We start from the raw sequence: 17,364 nt of genomic DNA on the forward strand, positions 1-17,364 counted from the left end.
TGACTCCTAGATTAACTATCTAATTACACCGATACTACCGGATTTGATATTACCCCTAACTATTGCAACATTTTAAGCGTATCGGAACACTACCAGTTATTTTCCTCGTGCAGGATGACGGAAATAAGTGACCGGTGACAAAATACTCAAAGCCTTACCAATCAAAACTTATGACTTCCCCTCCTAGCTCCCCTCCTGGGAGGGTTAGGGGTGGTTTGAATTCTGAATTCTGACTTCCGCGTAGCGCTACTAGGTCATGCTGTGTAAACAGGTATTTTTTCTTCCATAAAAATTTCTAAGTACGACTAATAATCCCCCCTTAAAAAGTAAGGGAAGTATGGGAAAATGAGAGATATATGAAGCAGTTTTAAGAGTACTATTATACAGTATTTTCATTTTCCCTTTATCAAAAAAAAAATAATTTGTATAAGTATATACAGAAAATTGATTCATTGTCACAAAAAGAATTATTAGGTTATTATTATAAGTTTATAAAATTTTTAGCTCTCTATTTCCCTGTTGTCCTTGGCCTTTTTCCAGGATATTCTCTTCAAAATCTTTCTGGGGACTAGGATACAAGAGCAAAATGATAAATGGGTTTTAATTTCATCACAACAGTGTTAGTCTCATAAGTTGAAGGAGAACAAAAAGTATTTTCTCCTCCATGCAATATTATTTTAAACCTCGTCCTTAAAGGCAGGTTATTATTTAAACCATTTCTGATTCATAAGTGTTATGACTGGATCAACTTCTGTTTTATCGGCTTGGCAACTATTAAGAAATCGTGAAATTACTTGCCAAGAAGCATTGGAACGTTTAGTAGATAAACGGGGAATTGTAAATCTGCAACTACTTGATAAAGAAGTAGCATATCGCTTCTTTAGAGAATTTCCCGATCAAAAAGATTTACCCCCAGTTATTCCCTTGCTGCTATGGCGCAACTGCTACTATTTAGCCTCTCCTATAGATATATGTGCTGATGAAATGAAAAAGATGAGCGATCGCACTTTTTCTGACATTAGAATTATTGCTATTGCGGAAAAGAGTTATAGCGCTTGGTATCATAGAAAAAAAATAGACCCCAAATCGATCTCTGGCACAAAATTAATTAACCCTTTAACTGGAGAGTTAGAAGAAGAAGATGTCTGTGCCACCACAGAATTATATCTTTCCCAAGCTGCAGACCAAATTGGTCGGATTAAAACAATTATTTCCGGCGCTCTGCGTAACCGTGCTAGTGACATTCATCTTGAACCGACTGGGGAGGGTCTGCGAGTACGTTATCGTATTGATGGCATCCTCAGAAATATTACTACCCTACCAGCAGATATTGGTCGTCGAGTAGTAGTTGCCATTAAGGTAATGTGTGACATGGATATCGCTGAAAGTAGATGTCCTCAAGATGGGCGAATTAGTGAGCAATATGCAGAGGATGATGATTCTAATTTAGGGGTAGATTTACGAGTCAGCACCCTTCCTTGTGTTGGTGGGGAAAAAGTTGTGATTAGATTACTAACTTCCAAAAACCCTTTTTCTAGTTTAGAGAAGTTGGGATTTTCTGAGCGAAGTTTGACTTTATACAAAAGTTTGTTGCGCCAACCACAAGGAATGATTATTTTTACAGGTCCGACTGGTTCAGGGAAAACAAGTACCCTATACACTAGTTTGTTATCGGTAGCAACGGAAAATGTTAATGTAGTTACTGTTGAAGATCCCGTAGAATATGTATTACCAGGAATTACTCAAACTCAGGTAAATGAGAGAGCAGGAATGACTTTTGCTGCCGGTCTCCGGGCTATTTTGCGTCAAGACCCTGATATTATTATGATGGGTGAAATACGCGATCGCGAAACGGCAGATACAGCAGTCCGCGCTGCATTAACTGGTCACTTAGTCTTGACGACTTTACATACTAATGATGCTATGGGTGCAATTCCCCGATTAAAGGATATTGGTCCTGATCCTGCTTTAATGAGTGATGCCCTGTTAGGTATTGTAGCCCAAAGATTAGTACGGAAAATTTGCCCCCACTGTGGAGAACCTCATACTCCCACCAAAGAAGAGTTGCAAATATTGGGTTTAGATCGACCACAAACATTATCTGCGGTTAGTTGGACTGTTAGCAATAGTAGATCTGCTTATGCTTCTGTTTTAAATAAAACTAATGGTAATGGTCATGGCGCGCAAACGATGACTGCTGTTACTCCGAGTATAAACCATGAAATTCAGGGGAAATGGCGTATTGGTCGTGGTTGTTCTAATTGTTTTAATTCAGGTTATTCTGGTAGAGAAGCAGTTGTAGAATTATTGGATGTAAATGATACTGTTCGGGAGTTGATTTATGAAGGTACAATGACTCAGTTGCAACGTTATTTGAAGAAAAATGGTTTTGTTTCTTTCCGAACTGCTGCTATTGAAAAGGTGACTCAAGGGATAACGACAGTAGAAGAAGTACAACGTGTTTTGCCACGGAGTGCTTTGTATAATCATAATATGGGTTGAAAGTTAAAATAGCAATTTGCGATCGGTGTTTCTGATGGAATTCCCTATTAATTTGCCCACTTGACAAGCAAGCTGTTGTGCATTTAAACCACTTATTTGTTGTGTATCTCGTTAAAAGGAAAACCCTTATTACTTCTAAGTTATGACTTTTAATTTCTGACTTGTTAAGACGCATTTCAAATGCGTCTTAGCGGATCAATTAGGTGAGTAAATGTTACTCATTGAACATGAATATTTATAAATACATTTCTAGCCAACTAATTTTTATCTAAGTGTTGGTCAAATCGTTGTGGATAGATAAATTGAGCCACAAGTCTCTTGAATAATTTTGACATATATTCGCTTCTGGGAAGTCTAGCTAAAGTAGCAAAACTGTCATCTCCCCCAATTTTTTTTCACTCTCCTAATTGCTACAATTTTTTTGAGAAAAAAATTTTTAATTGACTAAAACATCGTTATTTATCAATGGTTTTGACCAATAAATAATATCGGCTTTGCTGAATAAATGTATAATTTTATAGGATTTAGGAGCTAGAAAGGAGATTTTTCCTCGCCAGGAATGAGGGGAAATAGGTCTGATTTACACATTATAAATTTAAGAATTTCATACCTAGGCATCAGCAACACCATGATGTCAAATCCGCTTGTTTTGGAGAATAAGATTCTACTATCAGTATTGGCATTGGCAAAAATTATAAGTTTGGCTACCAAACATCTACAGTACAGTATTGAACTATACCGATACTAACGGATTTAATATAAGGTATCAAGTTTTAATCACAATTCAAAAGTTAAAAGTTAAAAATAATTCTTCAAAATTGTTTACACAACTAAAGATTTATTGTTAAAACTTTATTAAAGTTTTAATATTTTCAGGAAACATTCTTATGGACAAAGACAACAGGAAGTCCAACCTCAACCCCTCCCTTAATCAAGGCTAATGTTGGTAAACCTCCAATCGAGGCAGTATCTAAATTGGTAAGATTATTTTTTAGTAGGGGCAACACCCCTTAGTTACTCTGATTAGTTATTCAGAACTATCACATAGGGGCGATCCTTAAGGTTTGCTCTTTTGATTTAGCGAATAATTAAGGTTTAAAGCCTCTCCTTTAAAAGAGAAACAAGCGGTCGAGAGATGGCGAGGTTTCCCGCTCTTGCAGAGCCGCTACGCTTTTCATGTCGGCTCAAGCGCCGAAACGCCATATCCAATCGACCAAGAGAAGAAAAAATTTTCCCTAGCGCGTCAATCTTCTTCCTTTTAGGGAGAGGTAATTATCAATTATTCATTATCAATTATCAATTATTTACCAACCCCATATTTTTTGGCTCAATGGATGAAACATCCCTAAAAGGTAGTTCCGAGGTAAGGGCATCAATCAGCAAAAACAATGTAATTATAAGGCAAAGATACCAAACTGGTTTTATCAAGAAATTTATTTTTCTTGACAGTAGTACAATAAACAATTATACTGGATGAAATAACAAAATTAATCGTTCATCTTTCCCATAGCATCAAGGCGAATTAACCAAAACTTTGAGGAAGACGGAAGTAGGGATAGAAATATTAGCTAAAAATAAAAACCTATCTAAATATCTCCATCCAACAAGGTTCTAGAAAAAGCTTAAACCTTGTTAGTTTTGATTGGGGTAAGTTTTACTAAAGGATCTATCCCGAAGGAACGTACTACTCCATTACTTGAGGTAGTTGTGATGATTCCAGTTTCGTTGATGAGTCTTTTCATCTCTTTCTTAGCTGTTTATATGTATACGAATACTACTGAAGAAATTGTTAAAGTAGTAACAGCAGGGATGGCATTAATATCTCTATTTTTAAGCTTTGTTTTTGCTCCTTGGAGCATCGTTTTACTTTTGGTAGTATCTTTGGTGATATTCCAGTTTCCTTTGTTCAAGTATTAGAAAAGAATACTTGATACCATCATAGTTTTCACCAAACAATAAATAAAAAAATTTATCCACCTGAAAACTGAGGTAGATAAATTTTGTCTTAGATAGAACAAATGCCAATAGCTGAATCACCTTAGCAGGCTAATATTAATTTTTAGAGATTGTAAGGCAAACCAGTCTTTTTGTTATCTACAGAAACAGGAACTCTTCCCCATCCTGCTTCAGCACCCATATCAAGCCATATTTGCTCCAAAGTACTGAAACTATAAGGATCGTATGCACCATTAGCACCTACCTCATAAGAATTAGAAGTACCAAGCCTAATGCCATAAGGATCATGAATATAAATTTGCTCTTTATCCAAATTAAATCCTGTTGCTACAACCATGTGTCCGCTACCCTTATAAGCTAATCCTAACACTACTGGGTACCCAGCTTTTAGACAAAGCATTAAATCTGCATGGGAAAGTGTATAAGAAAAATAAGTTTCTACTCCGAAATCTCTTAATGCTTTAGTATTTGCGTCATGGTCTGTAGTGTCACCATATTTTGCTAATGTTTCTCCATAAAAACTTTCAAATTCTTTGAAACTAGTATGTTTTGATTTTTGTTTTAACTCTGGCTTTAAACCTGCTAAGAACATAGCACAAGAAGTCAAATTGCACTGGCGACTTCCTGGACCAAAATTATAGGTTTCGTTATCTAATTGAGAAAAATAAGGTATGTCTAGCTTTTTCACCCTAAGGTTTTTTGGTTGTTTCAATTTTAGGTGAGGTGTATAAGCATAAACTTTTTCCAGATAGGTTTTGCCATCATGTGCTAATTTTGGATGTTCTAAGGTAAGTAAAGTATGTTGTTTAGAATCTGGTAATATTTCTTTGACTTTGATTTTTTCTTGTTGTTTAACGAGTATTTTCTGATTATCCCATAATTCTGAAGACTGTATAGGTTTAGATTTTAACCAAGTTGAATGGGTAAAACTTACAGTGTTAAATCCCATTTTGTCTTCTATTTTATCCTTTATTTTATCCTTTATTTTGTCTTTCATAAACTTAGCATTTTTTACAGGTTTACAAAATAGTTTAGCTTCAGCACGTCTGCGTCTCCGCAAACCGACTTCAGCAGCAGAACCAGGGTTTCGATATTTTTCAAATTGCTTTGTTATCCAATTTAAATCTTCCCACTTTGAAACACTATCACAAACTTTTGTAATAGAATTAAAGTTGGCTCCACGATAAAAATGTGCACCGAGGTTGTAGGCAAAACTATAAAGTGCCCCCTGTTGATCTTGATTCATTTGAGACCAAGTAGGGATTCTTTCTAAGACAGGTTTACAAACTTCTTCAACTTCCCAGGCTAAATACTTCTCTGCTTCAGCAGGGGTAATAATATCATTTCTTCTCACTTTACTACCATTGGGATATTTAGTAGTCCCATACCCAATTGTAGCAACTTCCCACCCATAAATGGGGTCGGGATAGGCTTGCGCTCGGCCATCAGGAAGTTTGTTGTGATATCCCTCAAATTTCTTAATTAAATTAAGACCACTTTGAGGAATTAAATTTTTTCCATTCATAATTTATACCCAACGACAAAACTAATACTAAAGTGATAATATAGACAGTTGATCTACTTAAAATAGAAGATTATGTGTCTCTAGTCCACCGCTAGCTCTGTAAAAAAAACGCCATTTTTGATATTAATTAAGGCTTTCAAAAATATATTATCACAGGATCAAAACTTAATAATGCGATCTATAATTTAGGCATTTATACCTTTTTTAGACCCAAAAAAAGTATAAATGCCTAGATTTAAGCAGATTTTCTGACTCAGTTTTGTCTCAGTCTCAATCACTAAACTTTCAAGTTTTAATTGTTGACTCAAAGCTGTCAAAAGTAGTATAGTATATTGGCTAATTTAGTAGGCTTAACATCCTGCGTTCGTAATGTAAATCAGTCAAAAATTAATCTACTTTAATTATATTACTACTTCAAGTAAGGTCGTTGGAAATTATAATCCACAAGTATTTAGGATCTTGGCGACCGCATCTATTGAATACATTAATATGTCTGCAAAGAAATCTTGGTTGCTACGGAAAAAAATTGGTTTCTAGGTTATATGTCGGTAGATTTTATGTATATTAGATCAATTTTTATGATGGTTAGGTACAGTTTAATACTATAGTAGTCGAAGCAAAGATTAGGACATTTATAAATACTAAAACTTAGTCAAGAATTAATTCTAACTTTTTACTTGCACATAGTGCTATAATTTATATCCCTTAAAGTCGTAAAATTTTGTACCTCATAAACTCCATAACTACTGTCAATTCTAGAGGAACTGTGTACTGAAGTAATTCAGCACACAGATTAGTTATTACTTAACTATTTCAACACTCATCTTGGATTTTTCATGCTCCTGCTGAGTGTTGGCTGCTTCTTTAATACAACTGATTCAACCACTGATCTACATCAATTGCTAGTTTCTTACCTAATTGTAATAACTTGCGAATTTGAGGCAGTTCCCAGGTAGTTTCTACTACAATTTCTCCTTCTGTATTAGGTTCCATCTGAGTATGATTTACCCGTTGAATATAACCCAAACAAAGAGGTACAATTTGACTTTCCAGAGATTGGAAATAAATCTCCTGAGCACCAATTAATGACAAACCTAAATTTAATTGATTTCCTACTTCAACAACTCGCTCTAAACCTTGGATATCTAATTCCAAATTATCCGGTTCATTATCATACAAAATGTGTCTGAGTGAGCTAACAATTAATCTTTCTAAAGATTCCTTAACTTCTAGGTTATGGAATCGACATTGCTGCTGACTAACTTCAGTAGCAAGAGCTTCTAACTCTGCCAAATGACTAATACTTAATTTCCCGTCACTACTTTCTGCCTCTAAAGTCCGCGCACTTGTCAATAACCGATGACCCAATGCCACTTCAGCAGCCACCTGCAATTCCTGGGGTACAGCTAAATTATCTCGGCGGAAGGCCATCATTATGCTATAATTATCTCGGTACACCTGAGTATACAATTGATCCAGGCGATTGAGAGTTTCTTGACTCAATAAACCCATTATCCGTTGGCGTTCCTCTGCAAACAGATCCCCTAGACCAAATGAAGATTTTCCGAATAACTCGGCCATACTCATAACTACATTAGCAATACTGCCTTCTTGTAAAGCATCAAATAGCTTTTCTTTGATTTCCGTATAAACCCGACGACCTGTAAATGGTTGAATACAGCAATGGAAATCCCATCCTCCTAAATGGAGTACAGCAAAAATAAATTCTTTGCATTCCAGTGTGATTTCTGAAGTTAATTGCAGTTGACCTACTGCCAAACTTAGATTACCCATGCGTCGCATTTGATAATCATGTTGTTTGGTGTTGTAGCAGTAAACTCGTTGTTCGCGAGTATAAGTAGTAAATAAAGAATTAATCGCATAGTGAGCTGCTACTTGTTCCAAAGTAATTTGAGCTGTGGCAACTAACTGTCGATAAACTTCATCACCTGTTTTGAACAAATCTACATTACTGGGGGCAAAAGCAAGTTGAGAAACAAATTCTTTCTCTAATTTTACCCCTGCTACATCACCTGCTAATTCTATTGCTCTGGCAGCATAACGCAGAATTTGAGTACCTTCTGGTCGAGATATTTCATCAAAAAACCAGCCACAACTCGTAAACATTAATAGAGAATGTCTTTGCATTTCCAATAAACGCAAAGCATCTACTTTTTCTGCTTCTGTGAGGTTGTGGTTTTGATGCTTAGAGAAGAAGTTTTTAATGTTCTCAAGAGAGCGATCTAGAATTACTTTAACGTATTCATCTCGTGCTGCCCAAACATCCTTGAAGAAGTGACGACCAAAGTCTTCGTAAATGTCAACAAATTGATCCCGTAGCCAATTAAGTGAATCTCGTAATGGTCTCCGCCATTTTTGATGCCAAGTGCCACCACCACCGCAACCACAATCATCTTGCCAACGGTCAACGCCATGACAACAGCTCCATGCTGTTACTGGTTTTAATGCAACTTCCCAAGTGGGAGAATTAATACTGAGGTAATGAGCAAAGTTAGTTACATTCCAATTGCGATGGGGAAATTCTCCTAAGAAAGCGTAGGCAAGGCATTTTTCTGTACCGCCTTTGTGATGACCGAATGTTTCACCATCAGTGGCAACAGCAATTAATTGGGAAGGTCGTTGGTCTCCCCGTATTGCCTGGCCAATTCGTCCGGCCAAATTATGAGAACTATTGAGGACATCATTAAAGCCCATATCTCTTGATATAGGACCGTCATAGAAAAAGATATCAATGTATGGGGTTTCTGTAGAGTTGTCGCTATCGCTACGGCGCAAGAAACAACGATAAGGACGAGTAGGATCGATTTGATTACCACCTACTTCGATCCATTCTGGGTCAGGGTTATCTGGACTGGAGAATGGACGACAACGTTCGGCTTGGGAAGGAGCTAAAATAATGAAGCGAATGCCTTCTGCAACTAATACTTCTAGGGTAGGATAGTCTACGGCAGTTTCTGCTAACCACATTCCTTCTGGATCACGACCAAACCTGGAGCGGAAGTCTTCTTTACCCCAGCGAATTTGAGTATATTTATCTCGTTCATTGGCGAGAGGCAAAATTATATGGTTGTATGCTTGGGCGATAGCGTTACCATGTCCATCGAGTCGTTGACAACTTTTCCGATCTGCCTCAATAATTTTTTGATATACTTCCATATCGTGACGTTCCAACCAACTCATTAGGGTCGGACCAATATTGAAGCTGAGATATTCATAGTTATTGTTGATCCCCACCAATTCTCCTCGGTCATTTAAGACACGGGCAAAAGCATTGGGGCGATAGCACTCATGTAAAATGCGTTCATTCCAGTCATGGCAGGGAGCTGCACTAGGTTGACGTTCAATAGCGTCTAGATAGGGGTTTTCCCTGGGGGGTTGATAGAAGTGACCGTGGATGGTCACATAAACCCCAGTGGCAGTATGTACAGGTGCTACAGAAGTTGTCTGATTATTGGTTATTTCAGATAATGATACTTCTACAACAGAGTTATTTGCTTGATTCAAGTTTGTCTCAGATGAGGAAACCATGCGATCGCATTCTCCATTTAGCTTTTATTTTCAATTAAACAAATTAGTTTTTTCGCCATAGTATGGCGAAACTCCAAGAAACACGGATTATTTTTAAACATTTAATACTTAGATGTTTAATTCCCATTCTTGGTTAGTTTTTCTTTTTTTGTTTGATTTCAATTACATTTATTCTTTTTAGCCATTGTCGCAGAGTGATAAAAGGCAAATTTTGTTTAGATGCTCTTGATTAGTTAGCCAAGCTTTAGTATTTCAACAACTACCTCAAAAGTATACTCTTTCCTCCTTATCTTGCCTTTACTATGATAGGCGATCATTTTCGCTGATAGTATAGTAATGTTGAAAACTTGCTTGCAGAGTTAAAAAAGATTTAATACTTACTTACGTCTTAATTCCAATCATAAAGCCTATCCTAGTCAAAAAGCAATACTGTAGTGATAAAACTTAACTTTACTTATAATTTCTCTGTAAATTAGTAACATTACTTTTGATTAAGAGATTAGTAATAAATCATTTGAATTTTATGAAATTATGTTAAAATTGCTGTATTTACAAGGAAACATGAAATAGCGGTTTGTAGTAAAAATTTCTTCAAATCCTCTTAAGTATCTATGCCAAATTAATTTCTGATTATTGTATTATTCTGTATCCTTAATTGGATAAGCTCAAGAGGCAAATGAGATGTCTCAATAATTTTATATGATTACTTATGTCGAAAACTAGCAGTTAAAATGATTATCTGTTTTTTTTTACAACTTATAGTCCATAACTAAATTTAATAGAAGGGGAATGGCATCAAATACAAACTTATGAAATTGCCGGAAGAATGTTTGAAGATGAATAGGATTTAGCCAAAGTAATTAAACAAAGTCTTTGTCAAAGGATTTATAGACAAAATATTAATTAAAGCAATATAAATTTTATTCTAATTCCTGTAAAGATAGAAATACAAAATGATATATCTTTTTAAAGTTTATTTAGGGGAACTTACCTTGAGTAAGTAGCTAAAGAAAATTAAAGGTAAACAACACGACAGCAAATAAATTGTTCTCAAACAATTCTTATACCATTTTACACTAATTAAAAACCAACACTCATATAATGAAATTTTATAATATCAAAACTTTTACTCTAGAGTAATTTTATAAATTTCTTTATACTTCATACTATTTCTCTATGAAATTGAATTTAATATATAAATGGTGATCGTAGGCACAATTAATATTCAAGCGATAATTATTAAATACATTGTTACACAGAAATGGTATTAGTTTAAATGTCATGATCGATCGGCAAAATATTAATAATACCTCAATTATTAACGGTCTCACAGAAGACGAGGTAACAGCTCGTCGCGCTGCTGGTTTAGGAAATCATGTCAAATTACATACAAGTCGATCCTACCGCCAGATATTAAAGGAAAACTTATTTACCTTTATTAATACCGTTTTCCTCAGCATTAGTCTGGTTTTAATTTCTCTTTCTCGTTATGGTGATGCTTTCCTCGTGATCGTTGTTATTTTAGGTGGTGTCATAGTAAGTGTTTGCCAAGAAATATGGGCTAAACAAAAATTAGATCAAATTGCTCTATTAACTAGACCATTAGCTACCGTTATTCGAGAAAGTAAACAACAAAACATTGATCCCAGTGAGATCGTCGTAGGAGATATATTAGTAGTCCATGCTGGAGATCAAATAGTAGTAGATGGACAAGTAGTAGGAAAAGGCCAAATAGAAGTAGACGAATCACTCCTAACAGGGGAATCCGATTTAATTCCTAAACAGGCAGGCCAAAAAGTTTATTCTGGTAGTTTTTGTGTCAGTGGTACTGCTTATTATGAAGCCCAAAAAGTAGGAACCGAAAGTTTGGCCTATCAACTAACTGTTAGTGCTAGAGCATTTCGCCAAATTTATACCCCCCTCCAACAAGAAATTAACTTGGTCATCAGAGTATTTTTACTCTTGTCTTGCTTTCTTTGGATACTGGTTGCTATTAACTGGTACTTTGGATTTTATACATTTGGTGACACTGTTCAATATGCAGCTGTAATTGCTGGCCTAGTACCAAGTGGTCTTTATTTGGCTATCACTCTCGCTTATGCTCTTGGTGCAGTTAAAATGGTGGGGCAAGAAGTTCTAATTCAGCAAGCTAATGCTGTCGAATCATTAAGTAATGTAGATATTTTATGCTTAGACAAAACTGGGACGTTAACTGCTAACCGTATTAGTTTACAAGCAATTTATCCCATAGGACTTGATGAAATTAAGTTGGGAGGCATATTAGGTGAATATGCAGCTAGTACCACTTCTAAAAATCAAACTATTGAAGCTCTAGAAGAGGTTTTCTCTGGACGTCAACATTCTCTAATTTTTGAAATCCCTTTTACTTCAGCTCGTAAATGGAGTGGTATCAGCTTTGCCAGTCAAGAGGAAAATTCACCGTCTGGGACATACATTCTAGGCGCTCCAGAAATATTAGCTGAAGTTACGCCCCTGACTACGAAAGTTACTCAGCAGATTCAAGAATTAGCAAAACAGGGATTCCGAGTGCTTTTATTTGTCCATAATCCCAATGTCAATAGTTTAAACCAGGATTTAGAACAACCAAAATTACCTACTGAACTTTTTCCTCTGGGAATTATTAGCTTTCAAGATGAACTTAGGCCAGAAGCTCGTGAGACTATAGAAGGTTTCTCGGAAGCAGGAATAGAAGTCAAAGTGATTTCTGGAGATAATCCTCAGACTGTTGCTGCTTTGGCCTTACAAGCAGGACTTGGTTCAGATATCCAAGTTATTTCTGGTTCTGAATTGGCCAAATTAGATGAAGCTCAGTTTATTCAAGCAGCCGTATCTAAAACAATTTTTGGCCGTGTTACTCCTGACCAAAAAGCTAAACTGATCCGTAGTTTTAAGAGGCAAGGTCGTTATGTGGCAATGATTGGAGATGGAGTTAATGATGTTCTATCTCTGAAAGAGGCTAATTTAGCGATCGCTATGGAAGGTGGTAGTAAGGCAACTCGCAGTGTGGCGGATATTGTCCTATTGAAAAATTCTTTTGCCTCTTTGCCTCATACTTTTTTGGAAGGACAACGGATTCGTAATGGCATACAAGATGTACTGAAACTATTTATGATTAGGGTATTCTGTGTTAGCCTCTTAATTTTTGCTACAGGATTTATAGGAGGATTTATTGGCGGTACTTTTCCATTATTAAATAAACATAGCGCAGTTGTTACTCTGATATCAGTAGGATTTCCTACTTTTTGTATTCCGATTTGGTCTCAACCAGGAATATTACCTCGACGTAGTATGGTACGCTCCCTACTTCATTTTACTTTACCTGCTACTTTGACTCTTACTCTTGTAGCTTTAGGAGTCTATCTAACTTATTTAGCAATACCATTTTTGGGAAATGAGTTAGTTATTAACCTTGACCAAGTTAATGAATTTCTTTCAGTTCCTCGTAGCGCTCTAGTTACAATTATGATCTTATGTGGTCTATTGTTAGTACCTTTTCTGAAGCCTCCAACAAAGGCTTGGGTGGGTGGAGAGACTTACAGTGGTGACTGGCGATATACTTTTGTTGCCTTGGTTTTACTAGGAGTTTATATAGTTATTTTGGTGATTCCGCCTCTACGTCAATTTTTTGAACTATCTTTACTAAGTACCCATGATTATGTTGTGATTAGTTGGGTAGCTTTAGTTTGGTGTTTATTACTACGCTATGTATGGCGAGCTAAACTTTTAGACAAATTTTTAGGTGTCGATCTTGGTTAATCTTAATTTATTAATAACTTAGAAAAGTTATAATTCCAAAAAATTTAGAAAATAATAGGCCAAAAGAAACTTGAGACATGACTACAGTTCACGGCTACGCAGCAACTAAAAATGGTATAAAACTCGAACCTTTCGAGTATGAATTAGGGGAAATTAATGGGCAAGATGTTGATATTGCTGTAGAGCATTGTGGCATCTGTCACAGTGATTTAAGTATGCTCGAAAATGCCTGGGGCATAACTACATATCCTATAGTACCGGGTCACGAAGTAGTTGGTACAGTTGCTGCAGTTGGAGAAGAAGTTACCCACATCAAAGTAGGCGATCGCGTTGGTCTTGGTTGGCATTCTGGCTATTGTATGGCCTGTTCAGAATGTTTGGGTGGTCATCATAATCTTTGTACTAAAGCCTCTCCAACAATTGTGGGTAGACATGGAGGTTTTGCAGACCTTGTGCGGGCTAAAGGAGTTAGTGTAATCAAATTGCCCAAAGATCTTGATTTTCCTTCTGCTGGTCCACTCTTATGTGGTGGTATTACAGTATTTAATCCCCTAATTCAATTTAATATTTCACCCACAGCAAGTGTTGCTGTTATTGGTATTGGTGGTTTGGGACATATAGCTCTTCAATTCTTCCGTGCGTGGGGTTGTCGAGTAACAGCTTTTACCTCTAGTCCCTCAAAAATTGAGGAAGCATTAAACTTAGGGGCACATGATACACTCAATTCACGAGACCCTGAAGCTTTAACAGCTAGTGCAGGTCGTTTTGACTTAATAGTCTCTACAGTAAACGTTAAGTTAGATTGGAATGCCTATCTCCAGACACTCAAACCCAGGGGTCGTCTTCATCTTGTAGGGGTTGTAACCGAACCTCTTGATTTAAGTGTTGGACCAATGTTATTTAGCCAGCTTTCTGTATCGTCTTCTCCGGTTGGTAGTCCAGAGACAATTACACAAATGTTAGAATTTGCTGCTCTTCATCAGATTAAGCCTATCACTGAACATTTTCCGATGAGTAAAGTCAATGAAGCCATGGAGCATTTACATAATGGTAAAGCACGTTATCGAATTGTTTTAGATCGTGAATAAATAGTGTAAATAGAATTTTTGCATTTCTAACTTTAACTTCGTGAGGGGAAATAGCATTTGTTTGGTCTAAGTAGTTTGGAAATGAATCAAAACTATAACGTTGGACTAAAGAGTATTTATACCTCAAAAATATTTACTCTTTTAAGTATTAAGCTTGGGTTTACCTAGTAAATTGAATTTGACGAAGCTTTGAATAAGAATATTACAAATAGTTGGAGTAATTTAATAATTTTATATTAAATTTTACTCAAAGAAAAATTTAAGTCTCATCAGAATAAATACTTAAAAGGACAAAAGGACTTTTGACCCTACAACTGACTACTAGCAGCATCTCAATTCTCAACTATTTCTAGGAAATATTTATTATGTCTGGTATTATATCTATAAGACTTAAAATGACCTGAATAGGCAAAAAACATTACCAGGAAATTTGAGCTTTTTCGTTCTGAAAAAAGTGCAATATTATCGCTTTATATTGTGTGAATAAGATTGTACTTATACCAAACTTAGGACTAAAAAAAAAGTCTTTTTTTCTACCCCTTGCTTGCTTGGGTTTTTCATATTTCTCCTGATGTGATACCATGTCGAGATAATTAGTGATAGAAACACTTCGGTTTTGCTGAATCAAGGTATGAAAATAAAAAGTGAATAATCTCAAGTGTTTGTTATTGAATAGTTTAGAAATTGCCAACAAACATAAATCATACCCAAAATCAGCAATCCCAACACTTCTTTCTCCCAATAGATTCTTTTATCCTGACTCCTCCCTAATTACTTGTAACTGTTCAACCAGACATGATATAACCATTTAGCTAGTCTATTACAGAGGAACTGCATTATCAGCTTCATTACCTTACCTTTAAAGGAGAAAAAAACAATTGATAGATTTGAAAAAATCAAAAGTATGGGTAAAACCAAAGCGCTTAATTGCTGAATACTTACCTCCTGAAATATAACCATCAGCAAAATACTTTGTTCAGCAAAATATCTTGATTTTTGTCTGATTTCTGATTTACTGAATTTGAAATTTTTACTCATGCTAAATACACAAACAATCATTTCTATTTTCCTAGTATTTATTCCTATTTCAATCGCAGCTAATTTTATGGAATGGGGTTCATCAGCTATCTTTATTACATCTGCTATAGCAATTATTCCCCTAGCAGGTTGGATGGGTACTGCCACTGAAGAAATTGCCGTTGTTTTAGGCCCTAATTTAGGTGGTTTGTTGAATGCTACATTCGGCAATGCTACAGAATTAATTATCGGTATTATTGCTTTAAATGCTGGATTAATAAGTGTAGTTAAAGCAAGTATTACTGGTTCTATAATTGGTAATTTATTGCTAGTAATGGGTTTATCAATGTTCTTAGGTGGGCTACGTTTCAAAGAACAAAAATTTCAGTCGGTAGTAGCTCGTTTAAATGCTTCAGCGATGAACTTAGCTGTAATTGCTATCTTAGTACCAACAGCAGTAAATGCCACTTCCGATGGTATTACTGAAAATACAATGCAAAATTTGTCCGGTGCAGTAGCAATAGTATTAATTTCTGTTTATATACTCACCTTATTATTTTCGATGAAAACTCACTCTTACTTATATGAAGTTGGTGTAGCCGAAAATGAATCTGAAGAATTAAATTCTGGTAGTGAATCAGAAGAAAATACCGAAGATAAACCTAATTTGTTACTCTGGGTGTTGGTTTTATTAGTCGCAACTTTAGCAGTGGCATTTGAATCAGAATTACTGGTTGATTCTTTAGAAGAAGCTACTGCTACTTTAGGATTAACTTCTCTATTTACTGGTGTAATTGTAGTACCAATTATTGGTAATGCTGCCGAACACGCTACGGCAGTAACTGTTGCTATGAAAAATAAAATGGATTTATCTGTTTCAGTAGCAGTAGGTTCTAGTTTACAAATTGCTTTATTTGTGGCGCCTGTATTAATTCTGGCTGGTTTATTACTAGGTCAACCAATGGATTTGAATTTTAATCCTTTTGAATTAGTAGCAGTAGTAGTAGCAGTATTAATTGCTAATTCTGTAAGTTCTGATGGTCGTTCTGATTGGTTAGAAGGAGCTTTATTATTAGCAGCTTATGCTGTTTTAGGATTAGCCTTTTATTTCCACCCTGTAATTGAAGGATTGAGTTGAATAGCTCGCCTCTTGAGACATTATCTAAAAATCAGGTTTTTAGGTTGTCGCTGAGGGGCATTTGGAGACTCAAAACGGATGTGGACCAAAGCGACAAAAAAGAATGTTACGAATAATAAAGGCGATAAGAAGACTTTACAGGAGATGTTCCTTTAACTAATAAGATAACTTATGAACTGAGAAATAGTATTGAAGTTATTCGTTATTGCTCCTGGGTCCTAAGAAATCCCCTAGTGCCGCTACGCGGAAGTCAGAACTCAGAAGTCAACCCACCCCTAACCCCTCCTGGGAGGGGAAGTCAGAAGTATTGATTAGTAAGACTTTTAGGATGCATGTCACTGGTCAGTTATTTCCGCCATTCTGCACTAGATATTCGTAGCAAACATTTATCAAATTGGTATAAGAGTTTAGTACTGGAAAGTATCATCCGAGCAAACATCAAATCACTGACAAGGGACGACTTGGTAGTAATATCAGAACTTGTAGGCCAGAGAAGATGTTAATCAAGGATAAAACTATATAGTTTATATGTGGCCTTAGGATATATGACTAATCCACATTTTTTTATGCTCTTATCTACGGGTGCGGCAGGATTCGAACCTGCGACTCGCGACTTAGAAGGTCGCTACTCTATCCAACTGAGTTACGCACCCAATTATTAGGGATGGAATGATATAGTATCTCTTAATTATTATACTTAGGTAATCTCTAAATAGGCAACTCCATAATTTAGATTAGATTAATTAAGTACAATTATCTCTGGACTAATATTACAATGACGAAAAAATAGAAAAATTGTAAAAATACCCAAA

The 17,364-nt window shown here is 35.9% G+C and carries 7 protein-coding genes and 1 tRNA gene; 5 read left to right on the forward strand and 3 right to left on the reverse strand.

Features of this window, described 5'->3' with window-relative positions; translation table 11 throughout:
- The first annotated feature begins 735 nt into the window (after positions 1 to 735).
- The gene (locus ACP6PL_RS26565) at positions 736 to 2,502 is read left to right on the forward strand and encodes a GspE/PulE family protein (protein WP_426548344.1); all 1,767 of its coding nucleotides are present in this window, start codon (positions 736 to 738) and stop codon (positions 2,500 to 2,502) included.
- Between the two features lie 1,629 nt (positions 2,503 to 4,131).
- Positions 4,132 to 4,419 carry a hypothetical protein gene (locus ACP6PL_RS26570; protein ID WP_426548345.1) on the forward strand — a complete coding sequence of 96 codons (288 nt, stop codon included), beginning with the start codon at positions 4,132 to 4,134 and terminating at the stop codon, positions 4,417 to 4,419.
- 142 nt (positions 4,420 to 4,561) lie between these two features.
- Here ACP6PL_RS26570 and ACP6PL_RS26575 read toward each other — a convergent pair whose 3' ends face one another.
- Both ACP6PL_RS26575 and ACP6PL_RS26580 read right to left on the reverse strand, forming a co-directional pair.
- The gene (locus tag ACP6PL_RS26575) at positions 4,562 to 5,983 is read right to left on the reverse strand and encodes a glycoside hydrolase family protein (protein WP_426548346.1); all 1,422 of its coding nucleotides are present in this window, start codon (positions 5,981 to 5,983) and stop codon (positions 4,562 to 4,564) included.
- An 864-nt stretch (positions 5,984 to 6,847) separates the two neighbouring features.
- Positions 6,848 to 9,532 (reverse strand): DUF3536 domain-containing protein, encoded by a 2,685-nt coding sequence (locus ACP6PL_RS26580; protein WP_426548347.1) that lies wholly within the window; start codon positions 9,530 to 9,532, stop codon positions 6,848 to 6,850.
- Positions 9,533 to 10,780: 1,248 nt separating this feature from the next.
- Here ACP6PL_RS26580 and ACP6PL_RS26585 point away from each other — a divergent pair.
- The 3 genes from ACP6PL_RS26585 to cax all read left to right on the forward strand — a co-directional run bounded on the left by ACP6PL_RS26585 (position 10,781) and on the right by cax (position 16,552).
- A complete protein-coding gene (locus ACP6PL_RS26585) occupies positions 10,781 to 13,309 on the forward strand; it encodes an HAD-IC family P-type ATPase (RefSeq protein ID WP_426548348.1) in 2,529 nt (842 codons plus the stop codon).
- A gap of 77 nt (positions 13,310 to 13,386) precedes the next feature.
- Positions 13,387 to 14,397 (forward strand): NADPH-dependent aldehyde reductase Ahr, encoded by a 1,011-nt coding sequence (ahr, locus tag ACP6PL_RS26590; protein WP_426548349.1) that lies wholly within the window; start codon positions 13,387 to 13,389, stop codon positions 14,395 to 14,397.
- 1,036 nt (positions 14,398 to 15,433) lie between these two features.
- Positions 15,434 to 16,552, forward strand: coding sequence for a calcium/proton exchanger (cax, locus tag ACP6PL_RS26595; RefSeq protein ID WP_426548350.1), 1,119 nt, complete (start codon positions 15,434 to 15,436; stop codon positions 16,550 to 16,552).
- 579 nt (positions 16,553 to 17,131) lie between these two features.
- On the opposite strand, the gene ACP6PL_RS26600 is transcribed toward cax, so the two are convergent.
- Positions 17,132 to 17,205, reverse strand: a tRNA-Arg gene (locus ACP6PL_RS26600).
- Between the last annotated feature and the right edge of the window lie 159 nt (positions 17,206 to 17,364).

This window comes from Dapis purpurea BLCC-M126 (assembly GCF_050015975.1).
Classification (GTDB): Bacteria; Cyanobacteriota; Cyanobacteriia; order Cyanobacteriales; family Microcoleaceae; genus Trichodesmium.